Raw genomic sequence first — 20,478 nt, forward strand, 5'->3', positions numbered from 1 at the left:
GCTTGGATGGCTCCGACTGACCAACCCCACGAAAACTTCATCTTCCCTGAAGAAGTTCTGCCTCGCGGTAACGCACTGTAATCAGCGCGAAATATCAAAAATTCCAACTTTTTAAAAGGGTAAGATAAAGCAGTTTAGGCTTTACCCTTAATGCTTAAAAAGCTCCCGCCACCAGGCGGGAGCTTTTTGTTTCCAGGATTCGATCGAATTAGCGCCCTAAAAAAAGTTGATTTTGTACAACAAAAACAAACTCTGCCTGCTGCTAGAACAACTCGTGTCTCTATATCTGGTGAAGTCTCCTATCTGGTAAGAAATCGATCGACCTTTCCGCGCCGCCAGATTTGCAATGCACCTGATAACCGCACAGCCCGGATTTTGAAGAAAATATAGACAAATGGCTAAAACTGCGATCGTCCGCTTGCTGTAGAGATCGATCAAAGACCTTGCAGCAGCAGTAATTTGCCCTCATCTTACAAAAATCTCAATTTGCATCCCCCACTTCTAATTCCTTGTGTTATTCTAATAATTGTGAATACTAGAATGATACTCAGAACGCAAGTTCTTCTGGTAACGCTGGCAATGGCTAGCGCACAAATCATCACCTTAAATCTTGTATTTAGGTGATGTGCGTTCCAATATTAAGCCATTTAGCTAAACCTGGAGGTGATGCCCATGATAGAAAGTAGTAAACGCATGGGTCATCAGATTGGAAACTACCGGCTGTGCGCCGGGGCCGCTCACTAGCAGTCAGCCGTCGTCTCCAACGGGAAACGACTTCCACGGGGAACCAGGCTGAGCTAGGGATTCTCCCGGCAGTCAGGTTCTAATCTGAAGACCCGCTAGACCGCTCTCACCTCAAATAGTGTTAAATCTTAAGTATTAAAACTTGAGGCTCAACACTATTGGTGAGAGCGGATAGTTTTTGGTCAGGGTTTCTACACATGGGCAGTTAATCTGCCACTGCTAATCCCAAAGAAAAAAAATTATGGCTAACCTACTTAACAATACTGAAATTCAAGAGCGCGTCAGTCAATTGTCAGGCTGGACGGTTGAAGGCAAACAACTGCGCTCTACCCGTATATTTAAAGATTTTATCGAAGCGATCGCCTTTGTGAATAAGTTGGTCGCCCCCTCAGAAGCCGCAGCACATCACCCCGATATAGAAATTTCCTACAACAAAGTTACACTTAACTTGACAACTCACGATGCCGGAGGCTTAACTGAGAAAGACTTTGCGCTAGCCCAAGAGATTTCTGCGCTAGATTAAAAGAGTGCCAGTTGACCCAACAAGAGTCCCCGCTAGAGAAAAGCTCGCAAATAAAAAATCGACTTGGGGTTAAAATCGGGTGTGAAAAAGTCGAGAGGCCCAACGTTCAATGTATAACAGGCTATTCCCCATCATCCGACCATGATCGTATTTGAAAAGCCAGAGTTCAAGAACGAGTCTGCTGCAGCCGAAAAAACCGATCTGATAGAAAAGCTTTTAGATATTGGCGCGGCTCTGTCGAGCGCCCAAGATTTGGGCGATTTGTTAAACTTAATTTTATCCAAAAGTAGGGAAATTACATACAGCGATGCTGGCAGCGTTTACTTAGTAGATCACAGCGACGAAACATCTAAGCTGCTGTTCAAGGTAGCCCAAAACGCTTCTAAACCGAGCCTGTCGTTTAAAGAGTTTGCCCTGCCACTGACAGACAAAAGCTTGGCGGGATACGTGGCAATTACAGGTCAAAGTTTGAACCTGTCTGATGCCTACGACTTACCCCCCGGCGTACCCTATCGGCTAGATACCAGTTTTGACAGGGATATTGATTACCGCACTTGCTCGGTAATGGTACTGCCGATGCAAAACCGACAGGGGGAGACAATAGGTGTACTGCAACTGATCAACCGCAAAACAAAGGCAGATACGGTGCTGACAGCAGACAATGCCTGGGAATCGACGCAGCAGTATTCGGAGTGGGAAGAAAGGATAGTTCGCTCGCTCGCTTCTCAAGCAGCAATCTCGATCGAGCGCAATCAACTCCAAGACAGCATAGAACATTTGTTCGAGGGCTTCGTCAAAGCCTCGGTGCAAGTCATAGAAGCCAGAGACCCCTGTACCTACGGCCATTCAGAACGAGTAGCAGCCCTCACAGTACGCCTTTCAGAAGAAGTAAACACCGTCAGCAGCGGAGGACTGCGCTCTATTTACTTTAACAACCGCCAAATTCAAGAACTTCGCTACGCCGCCCTGCTGCACGATTTTGGCAAAATTGGAGTGCCCGAAGCAGTTTTGACCAAACAGAAAAAGCTCTACCCCGCACAGCTAGAAATCATTCGCCACCGCTTTGGCTTAGCTCAACGGACGATGGAAATGGAATGCGTCCAGTCTAAATATAAATACTTGCTGGAGCATTCGACCTACCGAAAACACCCGAGCCAAGAGCCAGAGTGCGCTCAATGCCAGCAAATCGAACAGCTAGACACTAAGCTAGCAGAGGCCAAAACCAGATTAGCAGAATACTGGGAAGTGCTGCTAGAGGCAAACGAGCCTCACATTTTGGCAGCAGAACCCCTAGCTCAACTGCGAGAGATTTCTCGACAAACTTACAGAGATATAGATGGGGCAAAGAAACCCCTGCTGAACTCAGACGAGATCTTGCAATTGATGGTGTCGAGGGGCAACCTGACGCCGGAAGAAAGATCTGAAATAGAATCTCATGTAACTCACACTTACGAGTTTCTCAAACAAATTCCTTGGACAAAGGATTTAAAAAATGTTCCAGACATTGCCTACGGACATCACGAAAAACTCGACGGCACAGGCTATCCGCGAGGTTTAAACAAGTCAGAAATTCCAATTCAAGCACAATTGATGACGATCGCCGATATTTACGACGCCCTGACAGCAGGCGATCGCCCCTACAAGCGAGCTCTGCGAACAGAGGCAGCGATGAAAATTTTGCGGCAAGAAGCAGCTCACAACAAAATCAACGCTGATTTGTTAGAATTGTTCGATCATCGCCAAGTCTTTAGCGTCCTCGGGCACAGCTTGGATGTTAAAGTCGAATCAGCCTAGACGAGTCGGGCGTGCTGTGCTAAAAAGTAAATAGGCAATCGGGTGCTGTCTAGTGTCAGCAGTCAAATCAATCCACAGCCCAAGCCGGGTAGGGTTTTGACGCCGTTGAGTAAAGGTTTAAAAACAGGCTTTATGCAGCCGTCAGTCACATCTATATACTCGGTCAGCCCAAAAGAATCCAAAGAAAAAGTGAATTTTAGGTCTCTTTTTAGAGTATGCTAGTTGAGCAACGACTGACCACATAGAAGACTAGAAAAGTTTCTCTGTAATCGGTGTGAGGATGAGAGTGAATATGTCGAAATTTTTGTGGAGTTACTTACTAATCAGCCCAGCAGTCTTAGGAGCTACCCTAGTAGTTTCTTCGAGCGCGATGGCAGCAGACGCTCAGCAGGCTGCTGATGCGGTCAATCCCGCTGTCGCAAAAGCTGAAACCGCTGAAACCTCCGAAGCGAAACTAAATGCTTTAGCTGCTGTTTCCGAAACAACTGCAGCCTCCGAGCCAGTAGAAGAAATTTCCCAAGTCGCTGGCAGCGAAACCCACGCAGCGATTGAAGATTCGGCCACGGCTGCAACTGAAAGTGCGATCGTCGGAGCAAACACAGCCCCTGCTGAGGCAGAGCCCCAAGCGGCATCACAACCTACAAGTGAATCTTTAGCCGCAGTTGAGCCAACAGTAGCTCAACCAGTAGAAAATTCTGCCCCGGCAGCCCAACTAGAAATTCCAGCCCCGGCAGCTACCGCTCTCCCAGAGCAAATCGGTGCAGTTCAATTAGAAACTCCAGCCCCGGCAGTGGCAGAGTCGGCAGAACAAAGTTTGCCACAACCGGCTGAATCTTTAGCCCAAACTGCCGCACCACAAGAGCAAAACCCAGCCGCCACATTAGAACAGCTCAACGAGTACAGCAGCGAAGGTGCTGCCGGTGGCGAAACTCAAGGTCAAGTTACCTCTGTTTCCCAACTTTCAGACGTGCGGCCCACAGACTGGGCATTCCAAGCACTGCAATCCCTAGTCGAGCGCTACGGCTGTATTGCCGGGTATCCCGACGGCACATTCCGCGGCAACCGGGCCATGACCCGCTACGAATTTGCCGCCGGTTTGAATGCTTGCTTGGATAAGGTGAGCGAACTAATTAGAGGAGGCACGGGCAACTTCGCGACGAGAGATGACTTGGCAGCCCTCCAACGGCTCCAAGAAGAATTTGCAGCGGAACTGGCAACCCTGCGCGGTCGCGTCGATGCTCTAGAAGCTCGGACATCTGAACTCGAAGCCAACCAATTCTCAACTACTACCAAGCTGACTGGGGAAGCAATTTTTGCCCTCAGCGACGACTTTGGTGGCGACATTAGCGTTTTTGGCAGAGACAACAGAACCCTCGGTAGCGACAACAACCAAGCTGTCTTCCAACAACGGGTGCGTCTGAATTTAAATACGAGCTTCACCGGCAGAGACTTACTCCTGACCAGGCTTCAAGTTGGCAACGGTCGTAACTTCAATCTTGGGGCTACCAGCGAAGGCACTCAAACTTGGAATGTAGTCGGCAGAACCGACAACGTTGTTGCCCTCGACACCTTGCTGTACAAGTTCCCCGTCGGTCAGCGACTGAACGTTACCCTTGCAGCCAACAATGTCGTTTGGGACGACTTTATCCCGACTGTCAACCCTTACTTTGAAGACTTTGACGGTGGCAACGGGTCATTGAGCGCCTTTGGACAGCGGAACCCGATTTATCGCTTAGGTGGCGGTGCAGGTATCGGCTTTGACTACGCCTTCGGCGGCAGGGGCTTGCTGGGCGGCGTGTTCGGCCCGACTTCTCTGTCCTTCGGCTATTTGGCGTCAAATGCAGCCAGTCCTAGCAAGGGCGCGGGCTTGTTGAACGGCGACTACGCCGCGATGGGGCAGTTGACTTTTACCCCCGGACGCAACTTGCAAGTTGCTTTCAACTATAACCACGGTTACTTTAACCGAGGTAACTTCGGGTTTGACAACGGTTTCGGGTCCAGCGTCTCCGGCGGTTTCACCGGTACCGGCGTGGCTAATTCTCTCAACGGTTTGAGCGAAGGCTTTGAGGGCTTCAATGCTCGCAAAGTTGTCAGCAACTCCTACGGTGCTCAGGCTTCGTTGCGACTGAGCCCGAGATTTATCCTTGGTGGCTGGGCTGGTTTAACCAATGCCCGCATTCTCGGCATCGGCGATGCGAGAATCTGGAACTACGCTGTTACCTTGGCTTTGCCTGATTTAGGGAAAGAAGGCAACTTGCTAGGGTTCGTGGTAGGTCGTGAGCCTTACTTGGATAAACTTGAAGCTGCAAGCAGTTTGCGGAGCTTCCGCAACGATGATTCCTATCACGTTGAAGGGTTCTACAAGTTTCAGCTCTCGGACAACATTTCTGTTACTCCGGGCGTGATTTGGGTGACAAATCCTAATCAAGATGACCGTAATGATGACATCATCATTGGTACTCTGAGAACTACTTTCACGTTCTAAGAGCGGGTTAGAAGAGGCAGGGAGGTTATACCCTCTCTGCTGGCTACTCTAAAGGCCAAGTTTAGCCCTGCCGAGCGCAGGGCTTTTTTGTTTGCGGGACGAAGGGGGCGTCAAGAATATATTAAAAATTAAAAATTATCAGTCATGGAGGCAGACAACCAATTTCTTGAGGTAAGACATGGGTGGAAGCGGAGGGAGCCGAAACGAGAAACTGGATTTGTTGGTTTCAGATTGCCGATCGTTCCAAGGATGAAGTGATGAAAGTCGATTAAGTTCAGTGGAAAACCGGGGTATAATAAAAGGTAAAGTTAGAAGTTAGAATTGGGAACTCAACATTGAGGAGAATTTTAACATCTGACTTCGGAGTTGATAATTCTGGTATTGGAAGCAATTATGGTAGAACTCTCCTGTAAAAGCGAATACGCAATCTTAGCTTTGCTGGAGCTTGCCGATTGCTACGATGAAGGCGAGCCTCTGCAAATTCGCCAGATAGCGGCTCAGCAAAATATTCCCGATCGATATTTAGAGCAGTTGCTGGCTACCATGAGACGCTGCGGGCTGATTCGTAGCCAGCGAGGAGCTAAGGGAGGTTATATCTTGGCGAGGGAACCCTGGAAAATTACACTCCTAGAAATTGTCAACTGTCTCGAAGGCTCAGAGTTCGATCGCTCTGAAAAAGACTCGCCTGCTCAAACTGTAGAAAGTGCGGTGATTTGGGAAGTTTGGCAAGAAGCTCGATCGATTGCCAACTCAGTGTTGCAAAAATACACGCTACAGGATTTGTGCGAAAAGCGCAATGGCAGACGGCAGCTCGATATCATGTATTACATCTAGTTAGTATTACCAACTAGGAATTAAGATTTACTTTCAACCACAAACTGACAAAGATTATGCGTATTGCTGGCGACATTACAGAATTGGTAGGGCGGACGCCTCTGGTGCAACTCAACCGCATTCCCCAAGCTGAAGGCTGCTTGGCTCGGATTGTGGTAAAACTCGAAGGCATGAATCCGGCAGCCTCGGTGAAAGACCGCATCGGTGTCAATATGGTCAATCAAGCAGAGGCCGAAGGGCTGATTAGTCCAGGCAAAACGGTTTTAGTGGAACCGACTTCTGGGAATACCGGAATTGCTCTGGCAATGGTGGCGGCGGCTAAGGGCTACCAGTTGATTTTGACCATGCCGGATACGATGAGCACGGAACGCCGATCGATGCTGCGAGCTTACGGGGCCCAACTAGAACTGACTCCCGGAATTGAGGGCATGAGCGGCTGCATCCGCCGTGCTCAAGAGATTGTGGACAAAACTCCCAATGCGTATATGTTGCAGCAGTTTCGGAATCCAGCGAACCCCCAGGTTCACCGTTCGACAACGGCTGAGGAAATTTGGGAAGATACAGATGGCGAGGTGGATTTCCTGATTTCCGGAGTCGGAACGGGCGGTACGATTACGGGTGTCGCAGAGGTGATTAAGTCGCGGAAACCCGGGTTTAAGGCGATCGCCGTTGAGCCAGCTAACAGTCAGGTACTCTCTGGCGGAAAGCCAGGGCCTCACAAAATTCAAGGTATCGGTGCTGGTTTTGTGCCGCCGGTGCTGAATGTGAATTCGATCGACGAAATTATAGTTGTTACGGATGACGAGTCGATCGCCTACAGCCGCCGCTTGGCCAGAGAAGAAGGACTGTTGTCCGGTATTTCCAGCGGTGCGGCCCTATGTGCGGCCGTGAAAGTCGGCAAGCGTCCCGAAAATGCAGGGAAATTGATTGTGATGATTCAGCCTAGCTTTGGCGAACGCTATCTGAGCACTCCCTTGTTCCAAGATCCAGAACTCAATATGGCGATGGCCCTCAACTAGGCTAGCCTCCGGTCCAAGTAGCAGAAACTGAGAGCAGGGCGTACAGTGTACGCCCTGCTTGGCTTTTGAGTTTAAAGAATTGTGATAGGTTGTAGCTCCCTCGATGGCGAATGATGCCGAATTTCTGAATACGCTTTTTTTTGAACCGCTTTGGGCACGTTAACGAAGGGGGCGCTGAGTGCTCTTGTAGCGAACGAAGAGAAAAGAAAAGAAGGAGCTAACTGTTGGCGGGAGGAGCGCTCTAGGAGTCCTCAATGTCGATCGGCTTGCCACTTCAAAAGCATCAATCTTTTTCTAAAATAGATTTATGATAATTTGAAAACTGACGTTTTTAACTTACACTTTTTGACATTTATATCAGATAAATACCTAATAAATTAGCAAATAATGATATTTTTGTCAAGCACTTTTTCGCAAATTATCCAGATTTCAAGGAAATAACAGCGTGTCTTCCGTTACCAATCACTACAAAACCCTAAAAATTAGCCCAACCGCAACACAAGCCGAGATTAAACAAGCATACCGCCGTTTAGTCAAATTATTTCATCCAGACAGCCGCAGCGACACAGCGGGTCACGAAGAAATTGTCCGCCTCAATGCAGCCTATGAAATATTAGGAGACGCCCAGCACAGACAATCTTACGATCGCCAATTTTCCGAGCAAACCGAACAGCAATCACCAGCCGCACCAAACGTCAGCCGCCAGCAAACACAAACAGCACGGGACGCTGACGAACAAATGGAACAGTGGCTGATTAAAGTATACAAACCCGTCAATAGAATGCTCAACAGCATCTTGAAGCCGCTTAAAAAAGAAATAGACGAATTGTCAGCAGATCCGTTTGATGACGAACTGATAGAAAAGTTTCAACTTTATATCGAAACCAGCCGCGAGTTCCTCAAAAAAGCTCATAACTTTCTTACCTCAATGCCCAATCCATCTAATGTAGCCGGAGTTGCGGCCCATCTCTACTACTGTATCAATCAAGTCGGAGACGGCATAGAAGAATTGTATTTATTTACCCTCAATTATGACGATCGCCACTTGCACACCGGTCAAGAACTGTTTAGAATTGCCGCTAGACTGCGGCGGGAAGCGCAGGAGGAATTAAAAATTAAAGTTTAATAAAAGCAGATTGTTCCCTCTTCCCTCTTCCTTCTTCCTTCTATCCTTTACATCCGTTACATCCGTTACAAAATCCGTTGCCGAACTTCCCTCTTCCTTCTTCCTTCTATCCTTTACATCCCGTACATTGCTCGTTGCCGAACTTCCCTCTTTCAAATTCCAAAAAGAACTTGAATGCGCTTGCGAATTTTAATAAAAGGAGTTTGTCCCAGAGAGTCGCCATCCAACAATCCCAAGTCTCTCAAAGCTTGCTGGCGTTCCGACAATTTTTGAGCAATCTGATCGGCTAAATTGGGTTGTTCTCTTAAAAGTTTTTGCAAATCGTGACGTTCCACCACAAACAAAATTGCATCTTCGCTAGTTTTAACAGTCGCCGTTCTCGGAGTACCCAACAGCAAAGATATTTCCCCAAAAAACTCGCCCTCATGAAGCGTAGCAATATACTGATCGGCTTTTTGAGAAAGAACTTCTACAGTACCCGAAAGAATAATATAAAAAGAATCGCCTGGGTCATTTTCTTTACATACCACCTGTCCCGCTGGAAACAGTTGTCGGTAGCCATATTCAATTAACTGCCGCAGTTCTAAATCCGTACACTGTTCAAAATAAGTTACTCGCCGCAATAAATCTCGCAGCGTCCAATTATTAGGGGATTTAGGTACGGGATTTTTAGGTTCAGAAAGGGTGGAATTAGATTTTAAATCTGCTGAATGTTTGGTATTCTGCGGAAAAACTTTGCCGTTGGAATTCTCGTCTTTGTTATTGTGAAAAAAATGAGTTAACTCTTGCGGATTTCGCAGCCACAAATCCCGCTGTGGAAAAGGGATTTCGATATTTCGGTGGCGAAACTCGTAATCTATTAAAAAATTTACTGCACTTTTAATAGCATCGCTTTCCTGTGGCTGGTCAATCCAAACTAAAAGTTCAAAATTTAAAGCGTTATCTCCAAAACCGCGAAACCATACTTTAGGAGAAGGATGGGACAAGACATTCGATTCCATCCGCGCCGCAATTAATAGTGCTTCCGTAACTATTACTGGGTCAGATCCGTAAGCAACGCCGACGGGGATGTGGAGGCGACATCTGGGGTCTCTGTAACTCCAGTTAATAATGTTAGTTTCGACAAACTTAATATTTGGTACGATCACAAATAGTCCGTCAATTGTTTTAATAATTGTGGAACGGATCGAAATTGTTTCGACTGTTCCTAATAAATTGTCTATTTCAATAAAGTCTCCGACTCTAATTTGGTGTTCAAATAGCAGGGTGAGACCGCTGATAAAGTTGCTGGCTAGATTTTGCAAGCCGAAGCCGAAACCAATGCCGACAACCCCAGCTAAAACGGTGAGAGACGTGAGGTTGAGGCCGGCACTTTGCAGGACAAATATACAGCCAAGAGTTGCTAAAATATAGCTAATGATGGTGGAAATTGCTTCTCGACTGCCACGATCCAATCCCATCCGAACTAGCAAACTGCGCTTGATTCCTTCACTGATAATCTTAGCTATAATCAAGGCAAATATAGCTAAGATTATGAGTTTGACGATCGCACTGATGGACAGATGAGTGTCCCCGATATAGAATAGCGGGGTTGTCATCGCACCCCAGAAATGTTCAAAAAAGCGATCGGCTCGTGCAGTAATCGAATTCATTAATATTTGGTAATGGGTAAATGGTGATTAGTTTTTAGCGCAACTGAACCGCAAACTGCTAACTATTGCAGAGCTTAGGGGAAAAACTCGAACTGTGGAGTGTCCTGTGTGGCAAAAAAGGTCTATTCCCTACCCTTCGGGAACGCTTCGCCAAGGGGATAGATACGCACGCGCGTACTTTCTCAAAGACTCGTAACTGATGGGTTAGTAACAGATGGCGAGAAACTGTTTTGTAGCGGTATTTTCTGCCGGATATCTGTGTTGTGGCGTAAAATGGGATCTGTGGCTCGATCGATCGCCGACTTGTTGCCAATATTGGGAAAATTGGTAGAAATTCATTTACAGCACCCTCAAATAATCGAAAAATTCCAGCAAAAATTAGTTTATCCTTAAGAAGCGAGTCCTTTACAGAACTTAACAAGCTTACCCTACTTGACTTTTATGCAGTGCATCATCAATCGTCGGGCACAGTTTTCGGCGAGTCACCGGTACTGGCTGCCGGAGTTAAGCGAAGCCGAGAACTTTGAGCGGTTTGGCCCAACTGCCCGCGCACCGGGACACGGACACAATTACGTTCTTTACGTTTCCATGATAGGCGAACTCGACGAGTACGGCATGGTGCTCAACCTGTCTGATGTCAAGCACGTCATCAAGCGGGAAGTTATCAAGGATCTCGATTTTTCCTTTCTCAACGAAGCGTGGCCGGAATTTGAGCAGACTCTGCCAACTACCGAAAACATAGCACGGCAAATTTGGCTGCGCCTAGCCCCTCATTTGCCTGTGACCAAAATTCAATTGTTTGAACATCCCGAACTTTGGGCTGAATATTTAGGAAACGGAATGGAAGCTTATCTAACTTTGTCCACTCATTTTAGCGCGGCCCATCGGTTGGCTCGTCCCGATTTGAGCTTTGAAGAAAACTCGGAAATTTACGGCAAATGTGCTCGTCCCAACGGTCACGGTCACAATTATCATTTAGAGGTGACTGTTAAAGGGGAAATGGATGCGCGGACTGGCATGATTGCTGATTTGGGAGCTTTGCAAAAAGCCGTTGATGATTATGTTGTTGAACCGTTCGATCACACTTTTTTAAATAAGGATATTGCTTATTTTGAGAAGGTTGTGCCTACTGCGGAGAATATAGCTGTTCGGATCGGGCAATTATTGCGATCGCCCGTTCGGGAATTGGGCGCCGAGTTGCACAAGATTAAACTGATTGAAAGTCCGAATAATAGCTGTGAAATTTACGGTGCTGATTTAGAGGAAGTGGCGGCACAAAGTCAGCAGCCGGAAGCGATTTTAGCTAAGGTTTAGATTTAAAAATCGCATCGTTTGGGGCGGGTTCACCCGGATCTTTGGCTAATTGTGCAGATTGGTGAAGCCCGCCCTACCAGCCTAATGATGATTCCGAGAGTTTTTCAACCGGATTAGGCGCGAGAATATATTTTTGGACAAAAGTTCCACAGCCAGAATTATTGGCACTTTTCCTGAAAAGTCAGGCTGCGCGCGTATTTTGGAGATAGTAAGTCAGCATTCCTCTAGTCAGCTATTCTAACTGCTGAGAGTATGAGGTCGATCGCCCGATCGCTGACAACCAAGCACCAATTTCTCCTAAATGTAAATGAGTTGACGTTTATGCGCGTCTCTAATCTAGCTCTCTTGACTCTGGCTGCCCTCGCATCCCACAATTTAACTGCTAATACTAGCGCCAATCCTGCTGCACATCCTATTTCTCCTGAGACACCGCAGGCTAGCAACTTTGTTGATGCGGTAAATAATACTGAATCGCTTCCGGCTGAGTCAATTAGCGAGCCCGAGACGATCGCCCACGAACAATTTTCCCCAAATATTACTGTATCCCGTCGGGCTGAGTCAATTAGCGAGCCTGAGACGATCGCTCACGAACAATTTTCCCCGCGAATTGCTGTAAAATCGCCGACAGGTTTGCTCGTAGCTGCCGCTCAACCGGATGTATCTGCTAGTGCAAAAACCAAGGCGAATCCTCCGGCTGCATCCGGCGATGAACTAACAAAATCTTTACAAGAAACCTGGCTAGCTAAATTAATCGAAACCGGGGCTGAAAGCAATCCTCAAGTTCGCGAGGTTTTCGCTTTTATCTCCCCGTCTAGTGGTAGTTCTGAATCTGAATCTGGATATGGTTTTAATACTACCATAACTCTGCTCAATATTTTACTAATTCTTGGTACTGTATTTCCACCGGTGACAATTGCATTTTTTTGGATGATGCGACGGCTGATAATCAAACAGTTGGTGGCTGATGCCAATAAACGATTGCAGGGTATTGGTGTATTGGAATCAGAACTCATAAATTCTAGCCAATTGAATCAAAAGTTGAGGGATGAATTAGCCGCGCAAATGGGTGCAGCTAAACAATCCCTTGATTTTTTAACTAGAGAAACTGAACTTTCCAAATCTTCCGTGGAGCAAATTGAGACTCTCAAATCTCAATTTATTATGCACCTGCAAGTTTTGCTGAGAGAAGTTGACGATAAAAAATCTCAAATTGTTCAAGAAATTGCCCAAGTTCCCGCAGTTGTTGCCAAAGAAGCTCTCAAAGTCGCACATCAACCGGCTTTAAACAATTCCCAAAATTCGCAAACAGCGCCGGCTAGCAATGAAAATTTGATTGCTGACGATTATATCAAGCAAGCCGAAGGGCTTTATTTTCAAGGCAATTATGATGAAGCATTAGTCTGTTTGGAAAAAGCTGTTTTAGCGAATAATTTTTTGCATGAGGCTTGGTATTGGCGCGGAAATGTGTTAATAAAATTGCAGCGCCCGGAAGAAGCACTCGCCTGTTACGACCAATCAATATCTATTAAACCGGATAACTACGAAGCATGGTATAATAAAGCGCATTTGCTAGCAAAATTGCAGAAGTACGAAGAGGCGATCGCCTGTTACGAGCGAGCAAGTTTGAGCGAATCCAGAAAATACGGTTGTTGGCACAGTATAGCGGCTTTGTTGGGTCAATTGCAGCATTACGAAGAAGCGATCGCCAGTTACGATCGCGCCCTGGCTATCAAAGCAACCGACAGCGAAATTTGGCACAACCGAGGCGCGATGCTGGCCAAAGTACAGCAGTACGCAGCCGCAGTTGATTCTTACGATCGCGCTCTTGAACTCAATCCCAACAGATACGAAACTTGGTACAATCGAGGCAATATGCTGTGGAGACTACTCCGCTACAGCGATGCTATTGATTCTTACGATCGGGCGATCGGCATCCGGCCAGACAAATACGAAGTTTGGTACAATAGAGCGGCTGTGCTCGGAAAATTGCAACGATATCAAGAATCGATCGAATCCTACGACAAAGCAATCGCCCTTAAACCGCAGGATTTTGAAGTGTGGCACAACCGAGGCGTAGCTTTCGAGAAACTGTCGCAGCACGAAGCAGCAATTGCCTCTTACGAATCAGCAATTACCCTTAATTCCGAGTGCTACGAAGCTTGGTTTGGCAAAGGCGAATCTTTGGCAAAATTGCAGCGCCCTGAAGAAGCGATCGCAGCTTATGAGAAAGCGATTGCTATTAAGCCAGACTCCTACGATGCTTGGCATCACTTGGGCACAGCTTTGTCAGCATTAAAGCGCTATGAGGAAGCAATGGCAGCTTACGATCGAGCTATTGCCATCAAACCTGACAATGCGGAAGCTTGGCGCGATCGAGGCGCAATTGTATCGGAATTAAAACAGGATACACACGGAAATGAATCGGGTGAAAAAGAGACTTAAATAGTCCTGGATGCACGGGTGGTCAGAAACCGGGTTTTTTGCGAAAATACTGCATCCCGACCTTTAAAACTGGTAAAAACCCGGTTTCTTTGGTATTTATGCGTCCACGACTATTAAATTCAGTCCCAATCCGGTTGTTCAAAATTTATAGGTGCATCCCTCCCGTTGTTGACGAGTATTTAACGAGACTTGATAGCGGGCATTTAAATGCTTTTTGTCTAAGGATTGTCATCTAAATTTTTCGTTTTTTTTCCGCTGCGTTTGGGGCGGTTTTTTTTTATGGTAAATTTAGGTAAGCTGCAAACAAGGAGAATAGTTATATGTCTGTTCAGCTTCAAAAACGGTTATTTACAGTAAAAGAATATCATTTGATGACTGAGGCTGGTATTCTCTCGGAGGGCGATCGGGTGGAATTGATTGAAGGAGAGATTGTTAAAATGGCTGCAATTGGTACTCGTCATGCAAGTTGTGTTAAGCGTCTCACCAGGCGCTTCAGCCTCATTCCAGAAGATCGGGCCACTCTGGGTGTCCAAGACCCTATCCAGTTGACTGAGCGCACTGAACCTCAACCGGATGTTGTATTGTTGCAACCTCGCGCTGATTACTACGCCACAGCCCATCCAGTACCGTCTGAAGTTTTGCTGTTAGTTGAGGTTTCAGATAGTACGGTTGATTATGACAGAGATGTGAAAGGATCGATTTACGCGCGATCGCTCATTCAGGAAGTTTGGCTGGTAGATTTAGTTGAAAATTGTTTGGAAGTTTACCGTCAGCCCGGCCCGAACGGTTATAGTTTAATGCTCAAGTTTTGGCGCGGTCAACAAGTTGCGCCGCTGGCTTTTCCCGATTTAGAAGTGAGCGTTGATTTTATATTGGGTTAGGGCGATCGCGCCACTCGCAAACATACTGCTATCTTGCCTTACAATATATTTAACAGCCCAAATCAGCGCAAGTTCTATTAGGTGGGCAATCAACTGCTGTCTTGCACTTATAGAGAATTTGTGGCTCATTTATAGCGAGAGGTTAGAGCTGAAACACAGGAATCTATAATCATAATTAACGCTACTTTTCTGCAACACTTACTATTCCAAATCTCCTAAATAATTGGACGCAAATTTTAACCTATCCCTAACATTATCGGCGCTAGTAAGATTACGTATTTTTTGAGCGACTCCACTGAAATTCTCATCTTCTATAAGTGATTTATAGCGTTCTCCCAGTTGTTCAAGATTATTAATTTTGCCTTGTTCTAACCTGCGGGCAATAACGACCATTACAGCTTCAAAGTAAGTAGGTATCAATATTTTTTGAGGTTTAAAAGCTTTGTTACCAAGACCTTTATGGATCGCTTCAATCGTTGGGATAAATGCGTTTATTATTTGTTCTTCCGATTGGCGGGCAAGGTGTCTATTTTGCCTCATGTATTGATTTAGAAATTCTTTTAGAGAAGGCTTATAATCGTTGCCCTCGAAGTAAAAAGCCAGGAATCGCAAAATAAGTTCTCGATCTTTCCCGTTTTTATCTGGGAGACCAAATATGTCACGCCACGCTGGGTTTTGATTGAGTTGCCCTAGCAAATTATTGAGTTCGCCGTGATAGATGCAAGCACGAATTTCCTGCGGTTTAAGGATAGTACCTCCGGTATTTAGCCTTTCAAAGATATAATAAATACTACTGTCCTCGCCTTGAGAAAGTGGCTCGACAATTGTAGCGGATACAAGCGAGTCATCTAATTGGCGTCTGTATGGGTCTTTCAGTGATTTATATGTCTCTCTCTCAAATTCTGTATGAACCCCTTTCAGAGCAAACGACTGCCGACTGTTAGGAAACTTGCCTTTGTAGAAATATAAAAGGCTACGTAATCTTTGCTGACCATCAATCACCAGCAGTTTTTTTGTATCTCGCTCTCTTGCTAGAAAGATGCCGGGAACTGGAAGACCAAGCAAGAGTGATTCTATAAAACGCGATGCTTGTTTTGGTTTCCAGACATAAGCACGCTGGAAGTCGGGAATAAATACGTCTTCGCTTTCCAGGCGTCTAACTAGACCCTCTACATCAAAATCTCTTCGATCAACTGCTAGGGAGAATCTGGAGGGAATAATGTCCTCCTCATCTTCCGCGCTATCATCTTCCCCGCTATCCTGAATATCGTTTTCCTGTTCCTCATCCCCTAGATCGTTGGGGGAAGATGGCTCACTGTTTGACTCAAATGTATTCATCTTGTAGCTTCCTTTCTGCCTGAGTTATTAGATATTATAGACCGATCGCTCCCCTCATCTATCTCTCAATATTAAGATTTCCTTAGTTGCTGCCGTGGCGCACAGAAATCGGTGATACAATCAACAGCTTAGCTAGGGGTGCCCGAATATCAGGGCTGAGAAAACACCCTTAGAACCTGAGTCTGGGTAATACCAGCGGAGGGAAGCTGTTTATCAAGGAAATTAAATATGCGTACCGAATGGATCGCTAAGCGTCAGGGGCACACCAATGTATCTCAAATGCACTACGCCCGCCAAGGTGTAATTACTGAGGAAATGCACTTTGTGGCTAAGCGAGAGAATCTCCCGCCAGAACTGATCCGCGCGGAAGTAGCGCGGGGACGGATGATTATTCCCGCTAATATCAATCACCCGAATTTGGAACCGATGGCGATCGGCATTGCCTCCAAGTGCAAAGTCAATGCTAATATCGGTGCATCTCCCAACTCTTCCAATATGGAAGAAGAAGTTGACAAGCTTAAATTAGCAGTGAAATACGGCGCTGATACCGTGATGGACTTGTCCACCGGCGGCGGGAATTTGGATGAAATTCGCACCACGATTATCAAAGCTTCACCAGTGCCGATCGGTACTGTACCAATTTACCAAGCACTAGAAAGCGTTCATGGTAATATGGAAAGTCTGACGCCAAATGACTTTCTTCACATCATTGACAAACACGCTCAACAAGGTGTTGATTACCAAACAATTCACGCCGGAATTTTGATTGAGCATTTGCCCTTGGTAAAAAATCGGTTGACTGGGATTGTCTCTCGTGGCGGCGGCATTTTGGCGCGGTGGATGCTGCATCACCACAAACAAAATCCCCTCTACACTCACTTTAACGACATCATTGAAATCTTCAAAAAATACGATGTTTCGTTTAGTTTGGGAGATTCTCTGCGCCCAGGTTGCACTCACGATGCGTCGGATGAAGCTCAATTAGCTGAACTCAAAACTTTGGGACAATTAACTCGCAAAGCTTGGGAACATGACGTGCAGGTAATGGTGGAAGGCCCGGGCCACGTTCCGATGGATCAAATTGAGTTTAATGTCAAGAAACAAATGGAGGAATGTTCCGAAGCACCATTCTATGTTTTGGGGCCGTTGGTAACAGATATTGCGCCTGGATACGACCACATTACCTCAGCAATTGGGGCGGCGATGGCTGGTTGGTACGGTACTGCAATGCTGTGTTACGTGACGCCGAAGGAACACTTAGGATTGCCGAATGCTGAGGATGTCCGAAACGGGCTGATTGCTTACAAAATCGCGGCTCACGCTGCAGATATTGCACGGGGCCGTCCGGGTGCGCGCGATCGCGATGATGAACTCTCGAAAGCGCGTTACAATTTCGATTGGAACCGTCAATTTGAGCTGTCATTAGATCCAGAACGGGCAAAGGAATATCACGACGAAACTTTGCCGGCTGATATCTACAAAACTGCTGAATTCTGTTCGATGTGCGGGCCTAAGTTCTGTCCGATGCAGACTAAGGTTGATGCGGATGCTTTGACAGAATTAGAGAAGTTTTTGGCTAAGGAACCTGTAGCCCAAAGCTAATTGGATTAATTCGTAGGGTGCGTTAACGCCGTGTAACGCACCGCCAGCCTCATGCACCATTTTAGCTAGTTGACACTCCCCTGCCTGAAGGCGAGGGGATTCTTGGTTCTGCGACATACCTTAAAACTATCTATCCTTGCGGCAGTGTTTAAACCTGGTATCCGTTCAAAAGAACCAAATATCGAGCTTAATTTAGATAGCCTCGCGAGGGTTTGTCTCCCCAAGCTTTCGAGAATTGCTTCTCTTGTTTCTGTGTGCCCCACAGTACATTTTAGAAATAAAAAGTTTAGTCTCTGATTTTGGCTTACATTAGTTAGCCCAGCTATGTTTTTCGTGGTTTTCGCCACCCACCAACCATTATTGTTTTCCGACCAGTCGTTTGAGCGTGGTGTCTCATGTGTATCGGCGGTTATTCAACCTGTAGTCTAGTTATTGTACTCTACAATGAACACAATGCAAAAAAGTTCAAGAAAACAATTAACAAAAGTTGATAATTAATTAAAGCCGTCAAGCTTATGACGGGGCTTTAGACCCAATTTCTTGGTAAAAGATTTACCTGGGTATGTTAACTTGCGCTGTATCTTGGCACATTGAAAGAATGCGGCGATCGTTTGAGCTAATTGTGCGAATAGAATGCAGATTTGTTAGCTGAGTATTGACTTCAATTGTTTGAACTTTTCCGGCTGAGATTGCCTTCCCGTACAATGTATTTCCCTCAATTTTACCAGTGAAGCACGCAAAGTCCGATCGCGGCGCGTAGATTGCACCAACGACGCGATCGTCCTGGCGTTGAAACACGATATAGTTTTGAAGAACTTGGTTGGGCTGTGGCGAATCTCCGTACAGGTAAATACCATCTGGCAAAGCAGCAACATTAGTCTTCGATGGATTTTGTTGTGCTTGAATGGGTTGTGGCTGAATGCCAACACCAATTAGTGTCAGAGGACAAATAAAGGCTGTTGCCAGTAGTTTCCATTTCCTTTTAATAGATGCAGGTAAGATCATTACTGCTTCTCCTTGCGTCGTCATCTAATATATTAAAACAATCTTCTCTAGTTAATATCTCACTCAGGTTATAATTTCCCTCTGCTAAAATCAGCCGATTGGTATAGATTCTGAACCTGAAAGCTTGCGCTTGTTTAGCACCGAAAACTTTATTTTCCCTTGTCCTCCAAGTGCCTGAGCTGATTTTGATAAAATTAGAGCAGACATAGTTTCTAATCCCACCCCATAAAACACCGATCTAACCTTGATGCCGATGCTTTGGCGGAATTAGATAATTTTTTGGCTAAGGAACCTGTAGCGCAAAGCTAGTTGCTACGGTGAGCGGAAACACTCCGCCCACCCTTCCCAATTTACCAGGCGCTAACTTTTTGTTTGGTAGAGCACAAAACATTCTGGATAACTTCTAGAGCAACAGCTTTAACTACATTAATACTTACACTATTACCCAGTTGATGATAAGCTTTATCATCATTAGGATGCAGAATAAAACTATCGGAAAAACCTTGTAACCGCGCCGCCTCGCGGGGAGTAATCCTGCGAACTCGGTTATGATAGTAAACTCCTAATCTATTAGCATCACTGGCAACAATTGTTACAGAAATTTTCTGCGGATCTAGAAATTTATAGACTTCAAAGGAAAAGTTACCGGATACAGGTTTGTATTGATTGTTGTTCCGTTGCAGGTACTTTTTTGTTACCAAGGAATCCAGAATTTCATCGAGATTGGGATGAGCAAAAAAAGTAGCTATTTGCTCTTTAGTTAATAGCTTGCCATCTTGGTCAGCTCCAAATTCTTTATTGCGCCTTTTCAAGATAAAAAGATTCATTAATTCAATTTCGTCTAAACTGCACTCGCCTCGCAAACCCAGTTCCCAAGAATGAATCGAATTGCCGCCGCGATAGTCAATTAGCCGCCTACCGTGCAGTCGGCTGAAATCATTGTTAACTATTTGTTTCAAGGCATTAACAAATTCTGGCGAACAATCATATTTTGGATCTGGATTGTCTTCCAAAATATCTGCAACTGTGACAGGTTGACTTAACGGGGAAAATAACGATAGCTGTTGATGACTAGAGGAATGCGAATCTTTTGGGCCTACGTCGGTAATTAGCTTAAATTGGGGCGAAGCATTTAAAATTCCTACTAGGTAAACTCGGACACGGTTCTGAGGTAAACTAAAGTTAGAGCTGTTGAGCAAGAAATAATCGAAGCTGTAACCTCGGCTTTTAATTTCGCCCTTAATAGTTTCGAGGGTTCTGCCGCCGTCGTGGCTGACAAGCCCCCGCACGTTCTCGAAAATAAATGCTTGAGGTTTAAAGGTATCAATTAACCTTGCAATCTCAAAAAATAGGGTGCCTCTGGTGTCTCCAAAGCCCTCTTTTTTGCCCGCATAGGAGAAAGACTGACAAGGAAATCCCGCTAGTAAAATTTCATGTTCAGGCAGTTTGTCAATTAATCGGATGTCGCCTAAAGGTGTGTCGGCAAAGTTTTTATGGTAAACTAATTGAGCGTCGGGATTGATTTCGCTGCTTAATACGCATTCTGTTTGCAGATTCAAAGAACGAGCGGCGGATTCAAACGCTAATCTCATGCCGCCTATTCCTGAGAATAAGTCAATAAAACGGATTTTTGGCATAGCCTTAAACTGGGTGGTTAAGATTGATATCTTGCACCATTTTTAACATGAGGCAGAGCGAAAGCATCTGCGTTACCAGGTA

The 20,478-nt window shown here is 45.8% G+C and carries 17 protein-coding genes and 1 riboswitch; of the genes, 11 read left to right on the forward strand and 6 right to left on the reverse strand.

All coding sequences use genetic code 11. The features are described from left to right. Window positions 1-150: 150 nt before the first annotated feature. The 7 genes from QUB39_RS25005 (at window position 151) to QUB39_RS25035 (ending at window position 8,525) form a co-directional block, all read left to right on the forward strand. Window positions 151-390, forward strand: a complete 240-nt coding sequence (locus QUB39_RS25005) for a hypothetical protein (protein WP_333485178.1) — start codon at window positions 151-153, stop codon at window positions 388-390. Window positions 391-985: 595 nt separating this feature from the next. Beyond that, entirely contained in the window at window positions 986-1,267 is a 282-nt protein-coding gene (locus QUB39_RS25010; protein ID WP_333274143.1) for a 4a-hydroxytetrahydrobiopterin dehydratase, read from the forward strand. Between the two features lie 141 nt (window positions 1,268-1,408). Then, window positions 1,409-3,061, forward strand: a complete 1,653-nt coding sequence (locus QUB39_RS25015; RefSeq protein ID WP_333485179.1) for an HD domain-containing phosphohydrolase — start codon at window positions 1,409-1,411, stop codon at window positions 3,059-3,061. A gap of 292 nt (window positions 3,062-3,353) precedes the next feature. Continuing rightward, a complete protein-coding gene (locus QUB39_RS25020) occupies window positions 3,354-5,546 on the forward strand; it encodes an iron uptake porin (protein WP_333396711.1) in 2,193 nt (730 codons plus the stop codon). A gap of 393 nt (window positions 5,547-5,939) precedes the next feature. Then, the gene (locus QUB39_RS25025; RefSeq protein ID WP_333396714.1) at window positions 5,940-6,380 is read left to right on the forward strand and encodes an Rrf2 family transcriptional regulator; all 441 of its coding nucleotides are present in this window, start codon (window positions 5,940-5,942) and stop codon (window positions 6,378-6,380) included. Window positions 6,381-6,436: 56 nt separating this feature from the next. Continuing rightward, window positions 6,437-7,399, forward strand: coding sequence for a cysteine synthase A (gene cysK / locus QUB39_RS25030; RefSeq protein ID WP_333485180.1), 963 nt, complete (start codon window positions 6,437-6,439; stop codon window positions 7,397-7,399). Window positions 7,400-7,844: 445 nt separating this feature from the next. Further along, entirely contained in the window at window positions 7,845-8,525 is a 681-nt protein-coding gene (locus tag QUB39_RS25035) for a J domain-containing protein (protein ID WP_333485181.1), read from the forward strand. A 152-nt stretch (window positions 8,526-8,677) separates the two neighbouring features. Here QUB39_RS25035 and QUB39_RS25040 read toward each other — a convergent pair whose 3' ends face one another. Both QUB39_RS25040 and QUB39_RS25045 read right to left on the reverse strand, forming a co-directional pair. Next, the gene (locus QUB39_RS25040; protein WP_333055199.1) at window positions 8,678-10,177 is read right to left on the reverse strand and encodes a cyclic nucleotide-binding domain-containing protein; all 1,500 of its coding nucleotides are present in this window, start codon (window positions 10,175-10,177) and stop codon (window positions 8,678-8,680) included. Between the two features lie 204 nt (window positions 10,178-10,381). Beyond that, entirely contained in the window at window positions 10,382-10,516 is a 135-nt protein-coding gene (locus tag QUB39_RS25045) for a hypothetical protein (RefSeq protein ID WP_333211587.1), read from the reverse strand. A gap of 102 nt (window positions 10,517-10,618) precedes the next feature. Between QUB39_RS25045 and QUB39_RS25050 the strand changes: the two genes are divergently transcribed. From QUB39_RS25050 to QUB39_RS25060, 3 genes are all read left to right on the forward strand, one after another. After that, window positions 10,619-11,491: a 6-carboxytetrahydropterin synthase gene (locus QUB39_RS25050; RefSeq protein WP_333055196.1), complete on the forward strand. Its 873-nt coding sequence runs from the start codon at window positions 10,619-10,621 to the stop codon at window positions 11,489-11,491. Between the two features lie 252 nt (window positions 11,492-11,743). Then, window positions 11,744-13,933, forward strand: coding sequence for a tetratricopeptide repeat protein (locus QUB39_RS25055; protein ID WP_333485182.1), 2,190 nt, complete (start codon window positions 11,744-11,746; stop codon window positions 13,931-13,933). A 320-nt stretch (window positions 13,934-14,253) separates the two neighbouring features. Further along, window positions 14,254-14,814, forward strand: coding sequence for a Uma2 family endonuclease (locus QUB39_RS25060; protein WP_333211591.1), 561 nt, complete (start codon window positions 14,254-14,256; stop codon window positions 14,812-14,814). Here the strand turns inward: QUB39_RS25060 and QUB39_RS25065 are convergent. Both QUB39_RS25065 and QUB39_RS25070 read right to left on the reverse strand, forming a co-directional pair. After that, window positions 14,782-14,943: a hypothetical protein gene (locus tag QUB39_RS25065; RefSeq protein ID WP_333272367.1), complete on the reverse strand. Its 162-nt coding sequence runs from the start codon at window positions 14,941-14,943 to the stop codon at window positions 14,782-14,784. The two genes, QUB39_RS25060 and QUB39_RS25065, sit on opposite strands and share 33 nt — an antisense overlap. Before the next feature lie 72 nt (window positions 14,944-15,015). Then, window positions 15,016-16,152 carry a DUF262 domain-containing protein gene (locus QUB39_RS25070; protein WP_333055193.1) on the reverse strand — a complete coding sequence of 379 codons (1,137 nt, stop codon included), beginning with the start codon at window positions 16,150-16,152 and terminating at the stop codon, window positions 15,016-15,018. Window positions 16,153-16,276: 124 nt separating this feature from the next. Continuing rightward, window positions 16,277-16,373, forward strand: a riboswitch (TPP riboswitch). A 7-nt stretch (window positions 16,374-16,380) separates the two neighbouring features. Between QUB39_RS25070 and thiC the strand changes: the two genes are divergently transcribed. Next, window positions 16,381-17,754, forward strand: a complete 1,374-nt coding sequence (thiC, locus tag QUB39_RS25075; RefSeq protein ID WP_333055192.1) for a phosphomethylpyrimidine synthase ThiC — start codon at window positions 16,381-16,383, stop codon at window positions 17,752-17,754. Between the two features lie 552 nt (window positions 17,755-18,306). Here thiC and QUB39_RS25080 read toward each other — a convergent pair. Both QUB39_RS25080 and dcm read right to left on the reverse strand, forming a co-directional pair. Then, window positions 18,307-18,759: a hypothetical protein gene (locus QUB39_RS25080; protein WP_333211593.1), complete on the reverse strand. Its 453-nt coding sequence runs from the start codon at window positions 18,757-18,759 to the stop codon at window positions 18,307-18,309. 350 nt (window positions 18,760-19,109) lie between these two features. Continuing rightward, entirely contained in the window at window positions 19,110-20,396 is a 1,287-nt protein-coding gene (gene dcm, locus QUB39_RS25085) for a DNA (cytosine-5-)-methyltransferase (protein WP_333211595.1), read from the reverse strand. Window positions 20,397-20,478: the final 82 nt, after the last annotated feature.

The sequence above is a fragment of the Microcoleus sp. AT8-B5 genome (genome assembly GCF_036705565.1).
Taxonomy (GTDB): Bacteria; Cyanobacteriota; Cyanobacteriia; order Cyanobacteriales; family Microcoleaceae; genus Microcoleus.